The organism is Novosphingobium sp. GW835-FHT14H07, assembly GCF_058793515.1.
Window position 1 is genome coordinate 98,753 of record NZ_JBXAFX010000003.1, and the last position, 14,040, is coordinate 112,792.

The window sequence follows — 14,040 nt, forward strand, 5'->3', positions numbered from 1 at the left end:
CTTATCCTTTCACGAGGTCGAGGAAGTAGGGCCGCTCGCCCCCGCCATCGACGTTGATGCGTGCGCCGCTCACCCATGAGGCGAGGCTCGAACTCAGCCACAGCACGGCTCCGGCGATGTCCGCGCCGGTGCCCATGCGCTGCAGCGGCAGCGATTTGGCAACCGCAGCCTGCGCCGCCTCGTCGCCATAGGTTTCCTCCGAGGTTTCGGTCTGCATCAGGCCGACGATGATCGCGTTCACGCGCACGCCATCGGGCCCCCACTCCTGCGCAAGGCTCTGCGTCAGGCTGAGCAGCCCTGCCTTCGCCGCCCCATAGGCCGCCGTCATGGGGGAGGGCCGTATGCCCGATACGCTGGCGATGTTGACGATGCTGCCAGCCCCGGCCTTCGCCATGTGGGCATAGGCATATTGCGACATGTACATCGCCGAATGCAGGTTCAGCTTCACGATGGAATCGAAGAAGCGCGGGCTCGCCGTGGCGGGGGCTTGCGGTGAACCACCAGCGTTATTCACGAGGATGTCCAGCCGCCCATGGCGCTCCACCACGCCATCGACCAGTGCCTGCGCCTGTTCGGGATCGCGGATGTCAGCCGCCCGGAACGTCAGGCCTCCGGGCAGATCGTCAGGCTCGGTTCGGCCGCACACTGTCACCGCAGCTCCGGCGCGCAGCAGGGCTTGCGCAATCTGCCGCCCCAGCCCGCGCGTGCCCCCGGTGACGATCGCCACCTGGCCGCCCAAGTCAATGTGATCAGTGCCCTGCACCGCGGCTGCTCTCCCATCCCATGCCGCAGGTGCCGAAAGTTGCACCGCAGCAGATTCGAAATCGCCAATATCCAAAGGCGATTGCCTTTTCAATTGACGATTTGCGTATCCAATGCAATCTTAAATTACGAATGCGGCCCAGATTGACGCGAATAACGTCAAGCGGGCGTTCAAATGACAGCCACAGGCAGCGGACACTACAGATCCGCGCACGGGCATGGGAGCGGAAGGCCGGAATGACAGGATATTCGCAGTATCGACCTTTGTCGATTACGCAGGTCGAAAAGTGGGATTTCGAGACGGACGTCGCCGTGATTGGCTTCGGCGCAACCGGGGCTTGCGCCGCGATCGAGGCCCGCGTTGCGGGTGCAGAGGTCCTGCTGTTCGAACGCAGTTCCGGCAGCGGCGGTGCCTCGGCGCTCTCCGGTGGCGAGATCTACGTCGGCGGCGGTACCGATGCGCAGAAGGCCGCAGGGTTCGACGATACGGTCGAAGACTTCACCGCCTACCTCAAGCTTGCCGGCGGCCCCTGCGTCGATGAGGCCAAGTGCGAGATCTATGGCCGCGAGGCGCTGGCGCACTACCAGTGGCTGAAGGATCAGGGCGTGCCCTATCGCGGCAACTACCTGCCCGGCAAGGTGATCGAACCGACCGACGATTCCACCCTGATCTGGTCGGGCAGCGAGGCCGCCGCGCCGTTCTACCGACACGCAAAGCCCGCCCCGCGCGGCCACGTGATCCAGCACATGGGCTGGGGCGGCGGGCGTCCGCTGGTCGACATACTCGAACGCCGCGCCCGCGATCTTGGCGCCGAGATCCACGTCGACGCACGCGCCGTCGCGCTCATCACCGATGGTGACGCCATTGCCGGAGCCGTCGTCCGCATCGACAACAAGGACCGCTTCGTCCGAGCCCGCAAGGGCGTCGTCCTTGCCACCGGTGGCTTCGTCTTCAACGAGGCCATGCGCCGCAAATACTGCCCTGAAAGCTTCCGCGTGAACAGCCCGATCGGCGACAAGGACGATGGCATCGGCATCGAACTCGGCGTCTCGGTCGGCGGCGATGCGATTCACATGGACCAGTTCTTCACCACCTGCCCGTGGACGATCCCGGCCGAACAGGCCCACGGCGTCTTCGTCAACGTCGCCGGGCAGCGCTTCATCAACGAAGACTGCTACCACGGCCGCGTCAGCCGCTGCGCCGTCGACCAGCCGGGCGGCAAGGTCTACCTCCTGCTCGACAGCGCCCACTTCACCCAACCGCTCGACCTTGCCGGCATCACCATCGCCGGCACTGGCGAGACGTGGGAGGAGGTCGAAGCCGAACTCGAAATGCCCGCAGGCACGCTTTCGGCCACGATGCACTTCTACAACGAACACGCCCGCAACGGCCGCGATCCCCTGTTCGACAAGCAGCCCCCGATCCTGAAAGCGCTCGACCAGTCGCCGTTCGTCGCGCTCGAATGCAATTTCCAGACAAGCTACTTCAGCTTCTTCACCTTGGGCGGGCTCAAGACCTCGACAGACGGTGAAGTGCTCGGTCGCTCCGGCGCGCCGATCCCCGGACTCTACGCCGCAGGGCGCTGCACCTCGGGCCTGCCGGCATGGGGCCACGGCTATTCCTCTGGCCTGAGCCTTGCCGACTGCACCTTCTTCGGGCGCCAGGCCGGCCGCCGCGCCGCGCGCGCCTGAACGGACGGAAGCACCTCGGGAAACTTAGCACCCGATGCTTCCTTTCCGCCCAAGTTTTGCTAAGTCAGCACTTACATTTACGAGGAAGCGCACAATGCTCAAGAAGGTTACGCTAGGCCACACCGACCTCACCGTGAGCCGCCTGTGCTACGGCACCAACATGCTCGGCTGGATGCTAGATCAGGGCAAGTCCAACGCCATTCTCGATACCTTTGCAGGCCTTGGCGGCAACTTCATCGACACCGCCCGCTCCTATGGGGACTGGATGCCGGATGCCCCCGCCGGCGCGAGCGAGCGCGCAGTCGGCGCGTGGCTCAAGACGCAGAAGCGCGACGATTTCGTGATCGCCACCAAGGGCGGCTTCTTCGACATGCGCGTGGGCGACTACCGCAACCGCGTGACCCCGGATGACGTCGCGGCCGACCTTGCCCAGAGCCTCGACCACCTCGGCGTCGATACCATCGACCTCTATTTCCTGCACATGGACAATCCGGAAAGCCCGGTCGAACCGATCATCGACGCGCTGATCGCCCACCGCGAGGCAGGACGCATCCGTCATTTCGCCGCATCCAACTGGGCAGCAGAGCGTATCCGCGCCGCCAACGCCTATGCCGCCTCCATCGGCAAGGAAGGTTTCGTTGCCTCGGAGACGTTCTGGGGCCTCGCCGTGCCCGATGCCGCCGCCGCCGCGCAGCAGGGCTACCAGCACTACTACGAAGGCGAATACGAAGATCTCCACGCTGGCGGCCTCCCCATCGTAGCCTATGCCGCCCAATCCGGCGGATATTTCACCAAGCTCGCGTCCGGCTCGGTCGGCGAACAGCTCGCCGCCCGCTACGCCAACCCCGCGAACGAACGCCGCTTCGCCATCGTGCAGTCGCTGGCCGAAAGGCATGGCGTCTCGATCAACGAGATCGCCCTCGCCTATCTTCTGAGCCAGCCCAACCAGACCATCGCCATCTTCGGCGGCTCCTCCCCCGAACAGGTCCGCGACAGCGCCAAGGCCGACGCCCTGACTCTGTCGGCCGAGGAATTGAGCGCCCTGCGCAACGCCTGACGTGACCGCCCGAGAAACTACCCAGTTGCCGCGCGCGCGCTGTTCACAGCGCGTTGTGCGCGCATCGCCGCCGTCTCACCGCCCACTGCATGGTTGCGCGGGATCTCGACGCTTATCGGGCACCCTTCCGGCAACGCGCGCACAAATCCCGCCACGTCGAACGCGCCTTCGCCGCACAGCATGCGCGCGGAAGAGGCCTCGAACTCGGCATCTTCCGGCGCCGTTGCCGGCCCATCGGCCACCTGCCCATAGAGCACGTATTGCGCCGGAGCCGCCGCCAGTTCCGCCACTGATCCGCCTGACCGCATCAGGTGCAGCAGATCGGCATTGACGCCAACCTTGCCCGGTCGCCCGATAGCGCCCACCAGATCGAGCGCCGCCGCCAGCGAGCCCACCTGACTTGGCGGATAGAACTCGACGCCCACTCTAAGACCGAAACTGCCAGCCAGGTCGCAGAACGCCCCGAACCGCTCCAGCCGCCGCGCCGGATCGCGGTCATAGAGCAGCGCATTGATCAGCCCCGCCCCCAGCTCTGCGGCGCATTCCATGGCCGTGGAGAATGCAGCCACTTCGGTCCGGCCCGACAGCGTGAACGGATATGCAAGGTCCAATGCCACGCCCAGATCGCACATCACGCGCCGCAACTCCGCCCGCGCCACGCGGTCGGCGTAGATGTCGAACTTCGGCATCAGCGGCAGCACGTCCATCGGCTCCATGAACAGGCACATGCCATCGCAGCCGGCCTGGCGTGCAATCTGCGCAAGCTGGACCGGAGTGGTGTCGACGGCGGTGATATGATCCAGCGCAAGACGTTGCATGGCCGCTTCTCCTACCCGCACAACGGCAAAATGGAATACGCAAATAACCCAGAGAATCGGCCAGAAACTTTACTCATACGAAAATATGTCGCCGGTCTGATACGCGATTCGTCATAAGTGCCCACTTACAAATATTGCTCCTGGAACGCGACGCTGTTAGTCTGCCCCTGAACAAGGATAAGAGAGGACCGACTGCCATGGCGACAATCGCACCGGAAGCCGCAGATGCCGCCATCTCCGATGGCGCGCTGGCCATGGGCCACCTTGCCCTGCATTACGGCAAACCCGACGACGGCCCGCTCGCCTCGCGCCTGCTCCAGATCGCCGGACTCAAGGAAACCCAGGTCCTCCCGCTTCCCGGCGGCAATTTCTACCGCTTCGTGGTGTCCGGCAGCCACTTCGCGCGGGGCGACGGTATCGTCTACCTCTCCTGCCTGCCCGAACCGCAGCAGCAGCTCATCGCCGCGATCCACGCAGCGCTGCGCGTCGGCAGCGATGACGAGCACGAGGCGGTCAAGGCGTACCGCGCGATGATGGCGCAGGATTTCGAAGCCAGCTTCCACTTCGGCTTCCTCGTCGGATCGCTCGAGGAACTGGAACGGATGGTCCTGATCCTGCAGGATCTCGACGCGAACGATCCCGCCTTCCGGGGCCGCCTCAACATCGGCATGAACCGCGCCCGCCGTGGCGATGATGCCATCGACGCCCGGCTCGATGCTTCCCCCGTATTCGGCAAGGCCACCCGCTACGCCTATGGCGCGGCCGGCGTGCAGGTTTTCGTCGAGACTGACCTGATGTGCGCAGGCCAACTCGGCGAGAGCATGGTTCTCGAATTCGATTACGTCTTTCCGGACAGGCACAGCCACATCCTCTCGGTCGTCGAACTCTGACCGGCTCCGCCGCCGCATGGAGCGCCTCGAATTCGACTTCGTGATCGTCGGCGGCGGGGTAGCCGGATGCATCCTTGCCAATCGCCTGTCCGCCGATCCGAAATGCCGGGTCGCGCTGCTCGAAGCAGGCGGCAAGGACACGAGCCCGCTGATCGCCGCGCCGGGCGGCCTTCTCCCGATCATGATAGCGGGCGCCCATGCCTGGCGCTACATGTCCGCACCGCAGGCCCACCTCGATGGCCGAATGCTCTACAGCCCGCGGGGCAAGGTTCTCGGCGGCGGCTCCTCGATCAACGGCATGGCCTACGATCGCGGCTTCCATTCGGACTATGACCGCTGGGCCCAGGCCGGCAATCGCGGCTGGTCCTTCGCCGAGGTCCTGCCCTATTTCCGCAAGCTCGAAAGCTTCGGCCCGGTGCAGAACGAATGGCACGGCATTGATGGCCCGATCCAGGTCACAAGGGCCGCACAGGATCATCCCTTCGCCCAGGCCTTCCTGAAAGCCGGAGCGCAGGCCGGCTACCCGCTGACGAGCGATCTCAACGGCGCAACACGCGACGGCTTCGGAGCGGTCGACCTTACCGTGGGCAAAGGCCGTCGCTCCAGCGCTTCATCGGCCTACCTGCGGCCTGTCCTCAAGCGCCGCAACCTTACCGTGCTGACCGCAGCGCAGGCCCGCCGCATAACTTTCGACGGCCCCCGCGCCACCGGATTGATATTTCGCAGGCAAGGCACTGACACTCTTGCGACAGCCGCCCGCGAAGTCATCCTTTCCGCAGGCGCGATCAACACGCCGCAATTGCTGATGCTGTCCGGCGTCGGCCCTGCTGCGCATCTGGCCGAGCACGGCATCCCCCTGATTCACGACCTGCCCGGCGTCGGCCAGGACCTGCAGGACCACCTCGCGGCGCACGTCAAGTTCCGCTCGACAAAGCCGTGGTCGATGCTGCGCTTCCTCAATCCTGTGCGCGGCGCCCTTGCCATGGCGCAGTACCTCGCCTTCCGGACAGGCCCGCTGGCAGACCCGGGCATGTCGGTCGCCTGCATGGTCCGATCCAACCCGGCGCTGGACGAGCCTGACATCAAGATGCTGCTGGTTTCGGCCCTGTTCGGGCAGAATGGACGCAAGATGGTGCCGATGCATGGCTTCTATGCCCACATCAACGTCGCCCGCCCGGAATCGCGCGGGCGCGTCACGCTTGCCAGCGCCGATCCCGATGCACCCCCGGTAATCGACCAGAACTACAATGCGACGGAGAACGACCGCCGCGTCATGCGCGAAGGCGTGCGCATAGCCCGCCGCGTCTTTGCCCAAAGCGCGTTCGACGAGATGCGTGGGCAGGAACTCGCACCGGGTCCGCACGTCCAGTCCGACGAGGAGATCGACGCCTATATCCGCGCCCATGCCGAGGCCGATTACCACTCCACCAGCACCGCGCGGATGGGCTCGGATCCCATGGCCGTGGTGGACGATACCCTGCGTGTCCACGGCCTGCAGTCGCTGCGCGTGGTCGATGCCTCGATCATGCCGCACCTGCCCGGCGGCAACACTGCCATCCCCGTCGCGATGATCGCCGAAAAGGCCGCCGACATGATCCTTGGGAAAGCCTGAAAGATGAAAACCAGAGCCATGGTCTGCCACGCCCCCGGCACCCCGCTGGTCGAGGAACTGCTCGATCTCGCCCCGCCCGGACCCGGCGATGTGCTGATCGAAATCATGGCGAGCGGATTGTGCCACACCGACCTCAGCCAGATCGAAGGCAAGGCCGCGCCCTATCCCTTCCCGGTCGTCGTCGGCCACGAAGGCGCCGGCATCGTCCGCGAAGTCGGCGCGGAGGTCACGTCGGTCAAGGTCGGCGACCATGTCATTCCCGTTGGCATCGGCGAATGCGGCTCTTGCGGCAACTGCCGCTCGGGCAGGACCAACCTGTGCGAGGCGTTCCTCGGCGACATTGCCCTCCAGCCCAGCCCGTTCTCGCTCGATGGCCAGCCGGTCTCCGCCTATTCCGGCGTCGGCAGCCTCGCGCAGTTCATCGTCACGGCAGAGCGCAACGTCGCGGTGATCCGCAATGATGTACCCTTCCACCTCGCCTGCACCGCAGGATGCTGCGTGGCTACCGGCATCGGCGCAGTCATGCACACCGCCCATGTCGAAAACGGTGCGACCGTCGCCGTCTTCGGCCTCGGCGGCATCGGCCTGAATGTCGTGCAGGGTGCGCGTCTTGCGGGTGCCGCGCGGATCATCGGCGTCGACATCAATCCCTTGCGCCACGAACAGGGCAAGCGCTTCGGCCTGACGGACTTCATCGACGCGCGGACGAGCGATCCCGTCACCGCAATCCAGGCGCTGACCCAAGGCGGGGTGGACTACGCGTTCGAGTGTGCGGGCAATGTCAGGCTGATGGCCCAGGCCTTCGAATCGACGCGCATCGGCTGGGGCTGCACCGTCGTCCTCGGCGTGCCGCCCGATGGGCAGGCGATGGAACTGGTCCCGTTCCAGCTTCAGCTCGGGCGGCGGGTGCAAGGCTCGTTCATGGGCAACGTCAAGGGCCGCAGCGAGCTGCCGGGCCTGCTCGATCATTTCGCGGCCGGTCGCCTCAACCTGGCCGATCTCGTCACCCATCGCCTGCCGATGCGCGAGGTCAACGCGGGGTTCGATCTGATGCGGCGCGGGGAGTCGCTGCGAACGGTGGTTTCGTTCTGATTTGTGTTTGCATTATCAGGGGTGTGGTGACAAAACATCGCCAATTGCGAACCAAACTGCGCCAATAATTACGCATGGTGCAAATTGGTCCTAGTGAGAGGCAAGTCTACGATGGCAACCACCGCCACCCCCGTCGCCGACCCGGTGTTTGACCGCGAAACCCTGCTGTCTGCTGCGTGCGAACGCACCGGCCTGTCGGATTTCGGCGATACCTGGTTCTTCGAACCGATGGACCATTACATCGCCGCCGCCAATGCCGAGGGCAAGCTGACGGAGGCGGGTTTTGCCGGGCAGACCGAAGCGATCGTCAAAGGCCTTGCCAGCCGCCTGCGCATGGTCGAGGACATCAAGCGCCATCCCGAAATCCTCGATGAGGACGTGGAAGTCGCCGCGATCATCCTTGGCCTGCCGCGCACCGGCAGCACGATCTTCCATCGCCTGCTCGCCAGCGCCCCGGGCATGACCGCGATCCGCTGGTACGAGGCGCAGAACTATGCCCCCCTGCCCGGCGACGAACCCGGCAAGCCTGAGGCCCGCCGCGCCTATGCCGAAGCGATGATCGAAGGCTGGCTCAACCTCTCGCCCGAACTCGCCTCGATCCACCCCCTCGATCCCGATGCGCCGGACGAGGAGATCATCATACTCGGCCAGCTGTTCATCACCACCATGGTCGAGGCGATGACCTTCATCCCCTCGTTCGCGAAGTGGCTCAACGATTACGACCAGTCCAAGGGTTACGAGGACCTCAAGACGATCCTGAAATACCTGCAGTGGCAGGACCCGACGCGGCGCGGCAAGAAGTGGGTCCTGAAAAGCCCGCAGAACCTGCCCTATACCGATGTCATCGCCAATGCTTTCCCCAAGGCGGTGCTGGTGATGACCCACCGCGATCCGCTGGAAGTCGTGCCAAGCTACGTCAGCATGGAGGCCGCGCTCTACAAGCTGAATTCGGTCCATTCGGACGAAGCCGTGGGCGCATTCTGGTTTCCCCGCCTTGCCGAATGGATGCACCGCTTCGAGCAGGCGCGCGCCCGCATCGGCGAAGACCGCTTCATCGACATCGATTACCGCGAGGTGGCAAAGGAGCCCCTCAAGCAGGCGCAGCGCGTCCTGGCTCACATCGGCATTCCGCTGGACGACAAGATCGAGGCCGCGCTCACCGAGTTCATGGCCGGCAACAAGCGCGAACAGCGCCCGATGCATGACTACTCGCTCGAACGCTTCGGCCTGAACGAGGCTGACGTGCGCGAAGCCTTCGCCTCCTACCGGGCGCGCTACATCGGCTGAACCACCAGCGAAACAATGTTCGCTAAATGTTTCCCCGGGGAAACACGAGGAGAGAGTGCATGACCACGCAGGCAGACTTGCTGATAAAGGGCGGCCTGATCGTCGATGGCAGCGGCGCGGAGCCGCATGTCGGCGACGTTGCCGTGCGCGGTGATGCCATCGTCCACGTCGGCGGCACTTTCACCGGCACCGCCAGCGAAACAATCGACGCCACTGGCTGCATCGTCACCCCCGGCTTCGTCGATATCCACACCCATTACGACGGGCAGGCAATCTGGTCCGATACGCTTTCGCCCAGTTCATCGCATGGCGTGACCACGGCGGTGCTGGGCAATTGCGGGGTCGGCTTTGCGCCATGCCGAAAGGCGGACCATGAAGCGCTGATCCGGCTGATGGAGGGTGTCGAGGACATTCCCGACGTGGTCATGGCCGAAGGCCTGCCCTGGGATTGGGAGACATTCCCCGAATACCTCGACGCGCTCGCCCGCCGTCCGCGCGACATCGACGTCGCCTGCCTCCTGCCGCACAGCCCCTTGCGCGTGTGGGTCATGGGTGAACGGGCCATCGCCCGCGAGGCCGCGACCGAAGATGATCTCGCCCGGATGCGGACGATAGCGCGCGAGGCGATGGACGCCGGGGCCATCGGCTTTGCCACCTCGCGGCTGAACATCCACCGCACCAAGGCGGGCGACCTGATCCCGACCTTCGGCGCAGACACGCACGAACTCATCGCCATCACCGGCGCGCTGGCCGAGGCAGGTACGGGCGTGTTCCAGGCCGTGCTCGATGCGCCGTTCGAGACTTGGGAAAGCGAGATGGCGCGGCTGATCGCCGTCACCCGCGCTTCGGGCCGCCCGTCCACCTTCACGCTCGGCCTCGTCAACCATGGCCGCCCCAACTGGGAAGACGCGCTGACGTTGGTCGATCAGGCGCGGGCCGAAGGGCTGGAGATCTGGCCGCAGGTCCTGCCGCGCCCGATCGGCATGGTCTCCGGCTGGGCGCTTTCGACCCATCCGTTCTGCCTGTGCCCGTCCTATCAGCCGCTCGCCATCCTCCCGCTCGAACAGCAGCTGCCGCGCCTGCGCGATCCGGCATTCCGGGCGCAACTGATCGGCGAGATGCCGCAGGAGGGCCACCCGCTGGCCATGCTCACCCGCATCTGGGACTGGATGTTCCCGTTCGGCGATCCCCCGCAGTACGAACCATCGGTTAGCAACAGCATCGGCGCCCTGGCCCGCGCGCAGGGGCGCACGCCCGAGGAAGTGGCCTACGACGTGCTGATGGAGCGCGATGGCACCGGCATGATCCTCAACACGCTGGGCAACTTCCACGAAGGCAGGCTCGATGCGCTGCTCGGCCTGATGCGGCGCGAGGATACCGTGACCGGCCTTGGCGATGGCGGCGCGCACTATTCGGCGATCTGCGATGCCAGCTACCCCACCTTCGTGCTGACCTGGTGGGTGCGCGACCGCGACGGCGAACGCATGGGTCTGGCCGAGGCGGTGAAGATGCTGTCGTCGCGCCCGGCGCGGGTCGTCGGCCTTGAGGACCGCGGCCTGCTGCGCACCGGCTACAAGGCCGATCTCAACGTGATCGACATCGACCGGCTGACCCTGCACGCGCCGGTAGTACGCCACGATCTGCCGGGCGGCGGGCGCAGGCTTGACCAGGCGGCGAGCGGCTATCGCGCCACCGTGGTCAGCGGGCAGGTGATCCGCCGTGATGACCAGCCGACCGCACTGCGGCCCGGACAGGTGGTGCGCGGCATGCAGAAGGCGCGCGCAGGAGAAGTGCTGGCGGAGCGCCCCTAACCTGCCGCAACGGCCCGGTTCAGGACCGAGGGGTCTCGCCGGCAGCGCCGGAGAAGCTGGCAATGAACGTGCGCAGCAGTCCCTTCTGGATGGCCATGGCTTCAGGATCGGTTGCCTGCCGCCCGGACAGGTTTTCAATCAGGGGCGAGGCCCAGAAGAAGCCGAACAGCATGTTGAAGATCGCCACGATCTGCATCGCGAGGCTGTCATCCGATGAGGGCTGGCCCGCCTTCTCGTTCATTTTGCGGCCATAGCCGACCATCCGTGCCAGCCAGTCGAGTCCGATCGGGTCCGGCTCGCTGTCGGACGAAATCGCGGCGCGGATCAGGAGCCGGGCGATGTTGGGATGCTGCGCCAGCAGGTCGGTCATGCGATCGGTCAGGTCGGCGAAGTCGGCATCGGGGCGCGCCAGCACTTCGTCCATCAGATCGGTCATAGGCTTGAGCGCGCGCTCATAGACCTGTCGGTAGAGTTCGTCCTTGCCGGTGAAATGCTTGTAGAGGCCCGGCTGCTGCAGACCGACCTTGGTGGCGATGTCGCGCAAGGAGGTGGCGCCATGGCCGTGCTGCGCAAACAATTCCTCGGCAGCATCGAGAATGCGGTTCGCGGTGCGCTGCCCCTTGGTGAGAGCGCCGGATGCTGCGGGCGCGTGAATATCGGAGTTTCCGTCCATCGCCCCTCCATAGCGGAGTTCGCCTGAAGTCGCTTGCCAAAAAAGTTATCGATCTATAACTTCCTTCAGGAAAGCCAGGAAGGCGCGAATCCCAGACAGGAGACAGTGATGCTCGATGAAGCCCGCAGGCAGTACCTTTCCGACATTCTCAAGCCCGCCTCGCCCCCGCGCGAGATCAGCAATCCGTTCACGGAGGCGCAGAAGCGGCTGATGCTGGATGTGGTCCACGATCAGGGGCCGTGGAAGCTGATCATCGCCCAGCACTTCCCCACCGTGGAATCGCTGATCGCGACGTTCGCCGGCGGTTTCCCCGAGGGCTTTACCCCCACGCTCGATATGTTCCTGACGCCGACGTTCCGGGGTTACCTCGCCAACTATTCCACGCCGCTTTACCCCGAACTGCATGATGTCTTCTACAACGAGGCGTTCCTGAACCACGCCAAATCCTACTGGGGCGCGCAGTACGCCAAGCCGCAGATGATGCTCTTCAACGTCAACGGGCCTTGCGGCAACACCGACCCCGGCCACCTCGATTCCCCAAGCTTCCGCGGCGTGCGGCACGAGAATTCGCCCACCTGGCTGTGCTCGATCATGGGCCGGTCCGGCTTGTTCCAGGATTACCTGATCAAGATGGCGCAGGTGATCACCTGGTTCAGCCATGATCCGGAGAGCGGCTTTACCTATTGGCCCAACGGGCCGCTGGGCAAGCCCGCGCGGGTGCAATCGCCGATCTACAACCGCGCCGTCGTCGTGCAGAACGAGATGCTGGTGCACCGGGGCGAGGCGAACGGACCCGTCGAGCGGCGGCGGCCCGAGGGCCTCGGCTTCGACAGCGTGTTCACCGGCGATCCGGCTGACCGCGATGGCTGGCTGGTGAAGACGGGCGAGCAGGTGATCGAGCGCTATCACACCGACGACCTGCGGTTCCTCGTCCACTGGTCGGCCGAAGTGTTCAGCGACTATGCCGAACTCAAGAAGAACATGGACGGCAGCGACAACCTGACCCACGAGCAGGCGATCGACAGGCTGATCAAGGACGTCCGTTCGCGCGGCATCGAGATCGCAACGCCGAGCGATCCGCTGAACGATCCGGTGTTCATCGCCGCACTGAATGCTGCCTACGACTACGGCGGTCCGGCAGAGTATCCCGCCGAAGCGCCGGTCGATGCGCCTTATGGCATGGCAGCCTGAGCCGGGCGGCAAACACAGGAAAGGGCCGCGTTCATTGCGATCGCGGCCCTTCGTTTGTCCTGCCCCAGTCGGCCGGACGCCTACTTCAGCTTGGCGAGATCGGCGTCAATCTGGGCAAGGCGTTCGTCGGTGACGTCGTCGGGCGCGTAGGTCTGCACGGCCTTCAGCGTCATCGAGCGGGCCATTTCGATCTGCTCGTTGCTGGTCATGCCGGGGATGTACTTGTCGATGATCGCCTTGGCAGCGGGATCATCGAGCAGGGTGCCGATGTCGGTTTCGGCGGTGCTGTACTTGGGCTTGGCGGCAGGCGCGGCAGCTTCGGGCCTGGCCGGTTCGGCAGCGCTGGCCGAGGCGGGAAGCGCGGCAGCGGCCAAGGCGACGATAAGGGCAGTGCGGATCATGGGCATCCTCTCAGAATACGACATGCGAGTCGTTCGCCCGAGCATTAATGCACACAGGTGTTCGAATATCAAGCCTACCAGGCGCTGGTGCCCCACAGGATCAGATCGACCGCGCGTTGTGCGAAGGCTTGCAGGTCCTCGTCCCTGGCCGCCAGTCCGCTCTGCAGTTGAGCCCCGCTGATTGCGGCGACCAGCAGACGCGCCACGGCACGAGCATCGCGCAGGTTGCGCCTGTCACGCGCAGCCGCTTCCTCGATGTCGCGGGCGATCAGGCCGACGATGTAATCGTTGCCCCGCCGCTGCATGACTTCGGAAAGCTCGGGAAAGCGTTCCTGGACCGACAGCAGGAGACGCTGCAGGGCAAGAACGTCCGGCCTTCCCAGCCATGTGGCAATGATCTTGGCGTGATGGCGCAGGCGCTGTTCGATATTGTCGGTAAGCGATGCGTCCTGCAACGAGGCTTCCGCCGACCAGTCAGCGATCGATTGCTCGATGACCGCCTTGAACAGCGCTTCCTTCGAGGGATAGCGGGCATAGAGCGTGCCCTTGGAAACGCGCGCGGTTTCGGCCACCTGCTTCATGCCGACAGCATCGAACCCGTGGACAAGGAACATCGTGCGCGCGGTGTCGACAATGGCACGATCGATCGAGGTGACCTGATCAGCCGTCGGCCGGCCGCGCACCGGTTGATGCGGCGCGGGCGTAGCCTTCCTTGCTGCGGGACCGCGGGTTTTCTTGGGGCTGGCGTCCATCG

General features: G+C 65.1%; 13 protein-coding genes. 8 read left to right on the top strand and 5 right to left on the bottom strand.

All coding sequences use genetic code 11. The features are described from left to right. Window position 1: 1 nt before the first annotated feature. Window positions 2–763 carry an SDR family oxidoreductase gene (locus AC1Q5P_RS04070; protein WP_492518199.1) on the bottom strand — a complete coding sequence of 254 codons (762 nt, stop codon included), beginning with the start codon at window positions 761–763 and terminating at the stop codon, window positions 2–4. Between the two features lie 236 nt (window positions 764–999). Here AC1Q5P_RS04070 and AC1Q5P_RS04075 point away from each other — a divergent pair, with 236 nt between their 5' ends. Together AC1Q5P_RS04075 and AC1Q5P_RS04080 are read left to right on the top strand one after the other, a co-directional pair. Continuing rightward, complete coding sequence (locus AC1Q5P_RS04075) at window positions 1,000–2,454, top strand: FAD-dependent oxidoreductase (RefSeq protein WP_492518200.1); 1,455 nt, start codon at window positions 1,000–1,002, stop codon at window positions 2,452–2,454. A 94-nt stretch (window positions 2,455–2,548) separates the two neighbouring features. After that, complete coding sequence (locus tag AC1Q5P_RS04080) at window positions 2,549–3,511, top strand: aldo/keto reductase (RefSeq protein ID WP_492478190.1); 963 nt, start codon at window positions 2,549–2,551, stop codon at window positions 3,509–3,511. Between the two features lie 17 nt (window positions 3,512–3,528). Here AC1Q5P_RS04080 and AC1Q5P_RS04085 read toward each other — a convergent pair whose 3' ends face one another. Then, entirely contained in the window at window positions 3,529–4,329 is an 801-nt protein-coding gene (locus tag AC1Q5P_RS04085) for a sugar phosphate isomerase/epimerase family protein (RefSeq protein WP_492518201.1), read from the bottom strand. 197 nt (window positions 4,330–4,526) lie between these two features. On the opposite strand from AC1Q5P_RS04085, the gene AC1Q5P_RS04090 reads away from it, so the two are divergent. The 5 genes from AC1Q5P_RS04090 to AC1Q5P_RS04110 all read left to right on the top strand — a co-directional run bounded on the left by AC1Q5P_RS04090 (window position 4,527) and on the right by AC1Q5P_RS04110 (window position 11,021). After that, a complete protein-coding gene (locus AC1Q5P_RS04090) occupies window positions 4,527–5,219 on the top strand; it encodes a hypothetical protein (protein ID WP_492518202.1) in 693 nt (230 codons plus the stop codon). A 16-nt stretch (window positions 5,220–5,235) separates the two neighbouring features. Beyond that, the gene (locus AC1Q5P_RS04095; RefSeq protein ID WP_492518203.1) at window positions 5,236–6,831 is read left to right on the top strand and encodes a GMC family oxidoreductase; all 1,596 of its coding nucleotides are present in this window, start codon (window positions 5,236–5,238) and stop codon (window positions 6,829–6,831) included. Window positions 6,832–6,834: 3 nt separating this feature from the next. Beyond that, entirely contained in the window at window positions 6,835–7,923 is a 1,089-nt protein-coding gene (locus AC1Q5P_RS04100) for a zinc-binding dehydrogenase (protein WP_492518204.1), read from the top strand. Window positions 7,924–8,034: 111 nt separating this feature from the next. After that, the gene (locus AC1Q5P_RS04105) at window positions 8,035–9,210 is read left to right on the top strand and encodes a sulfotransferase family protein (RefSeq protein WP_492518205.1); all 1,176 of its coding nucleotides are present in this window, start codon (window positions 8,035–8,037) and stop codon (window positions 9,208–9,210) included. 59 nt (window positions 9,211–9,269) lie between these two features. After that, the gene (locus AC1Q5P_RS04110) at window positions 9,270–11,021 is read left to right on the top strand and encodes an N-acyl-D-amino-acid deacylase family protein (protein ID WP_492518206.1); all 1,752 of its coding nucleotides are present in this window, start codon (window positions 9,270–9,272) and stop codon (window positions 11,019–11,021) included. A gap of 19 nt (window positions 11,022–11,040) precedes the next feature. Here the strand turns inward: AC1Q5P_RS04110 and AC1Q5P_RS04115 are convergent, their stop codons facing one another. Next, the gene (locus AC1Q5P_RS04115; RefSeq protein WP_492518207.1) at window positions 11,041–11,694 is read right to left on the bottom strand and encodes a TetR/AcrR family transcriptional regulator; all 654 of its coding nucleotides are present in this window, start codon (window positions 11,692–11,694) and stop codon (window positions 11,041–11,043) included. Window positions 11,695–11,802: 108 nt separating this feature from the next. Between AC1Q5P_RS04115 and AC1Q5P_RS04120 the strand changes: the two genes are divergently transcribed. After that, window positions 11,803–12,885 carry a hypothetical protein gene (locus AC1Q5P_RS04120; protein ID WP_062343325.1) on the top strand — a complete coding sequence of 361 codons (1,083 nt, stop codon included), beginning with the start codon at window positions 11,803–11,805 and terminating at the stop codon, window positions 12,883–12,885. Between the two features lie 80 nt (window positions 12,886–12,965). Here the strand turns inward: AC1Q5P_RS04120 and AC1Q5P_RS04125 are convergent, their stop codons facing one another. Continuing rightward, the gene (locus AC1Q5P_RS04125; protein ID WP_322788212.1) at window positions 12,966–13,286 is read right to left on the bottom strand and encodes a hypothetical protein; all 321 of its coding nucleotides are present in this window, start codon (window positions 13,284–13,286) and stop codon (window positions 12,966–12,968) included. 74 nt (window positions 13,287–13,360) lie between these two features. Beyond that, window positions 13,361–14,038 carry a TetR/AcrR family transcriptional regulator gene (locus AC1Q5P_RS04130; RefSeq protein WP_492518208.1) on the bottom strand — a complete coding sequence of 226 codons (678 nt, stop codon included), beginning with the start codon at window positions 14,036–14,038 and terminating at the stop codon, window positions 13,361–13,363. Between the last annotated feature and the right edge of the window lie 2 nt (window positions 14,039–14,040).

Coding starts and splice junctions, on each gene's coding strand:
- AC1Q5P_RS04075 (WP_492518200.1), top strand. CDS start 1,000: ATGACAGGATATTCGCAGTATCGACCTTTGTCGATTACGCAGGTCGAA.
- AC1Q5P_RS04080 (WP_492478190.1), top strand. CDS start 2,549: ATGCTCAAGAAGGTTACGCTAGGCCACACCGACCTCACCGTGAGCCGC.
- AC1Q5P_RS04085 (WP_492518201.1), bottom strand. CDS start 4,329: ATGCAACGTCTTGCGCTGGATCATATCACCGCCGTCGACACCACTCCG.
- AC1Q5P_RS04090 (WP_492518202.1), top strand. CDS start 4,527: ATGGCGACAATCGCACCGGAAGCCGCAGATGCCGCCATCTCCGATGGC.
- AC1Q5P_RS04095 (WP_492518203.1), top strand. CDS start 5,236: ATGGAGCGCCTCGAATTCGACTTCGTGATCGTCGGCGGCGGGGTAGCC.
- AC1Q5P_RS04100 (WP_492518204.1), top strand. CDS start 6,835: ATGAAAACCAGAGCCATGGTCTGCCACGCCCCCGGCACCCCGCTGGTC.
- AC1Q5P_RS04105 (WP_492518205.1), top strand. CDS start 8,035: ATGGCAACCACCGCCACCCCCGTCGCCGACCCGGTGTTTGACCGCGAA.
- AC1Q5P_RS04110 (WP_492518206.1), top strand. CDS start 9,270: ATGACCACGCAGGCAGACTTGCTGATAAAGGGCGGCCTGATCGTCGAT.
- AC1Q5P_RS04115 (WP_492518207.1), bottom strand. CDS start 11,694: ATGGACGGAAACTCCGATATTCACGCGCCCGCAGCATCCGGCGCTCTC.
- AC1Q5P_RS04120 (WP_062343325.1), top strand. CDS start 11,803: ATGCTCGATGAAGCCCGCAGGCAGTACCTTTCCGACATTCTCAAGCCC.
- AC1Q5P_RS04125 (WP_322788212.1), bottom strand. CDS start 13,286: ATGATCCGCACTGCCCTTATCGTCGCCTTGGCCGCTGCCGCGCTTCCC.
- AC1Q5P_RS04130 (WP_492518208.1), bottom strand. CDS start 14,038: ATGGACGCCAGCCCCAAGAAAACCCGCGGTCCCGCAGCAAGGAAGGCT.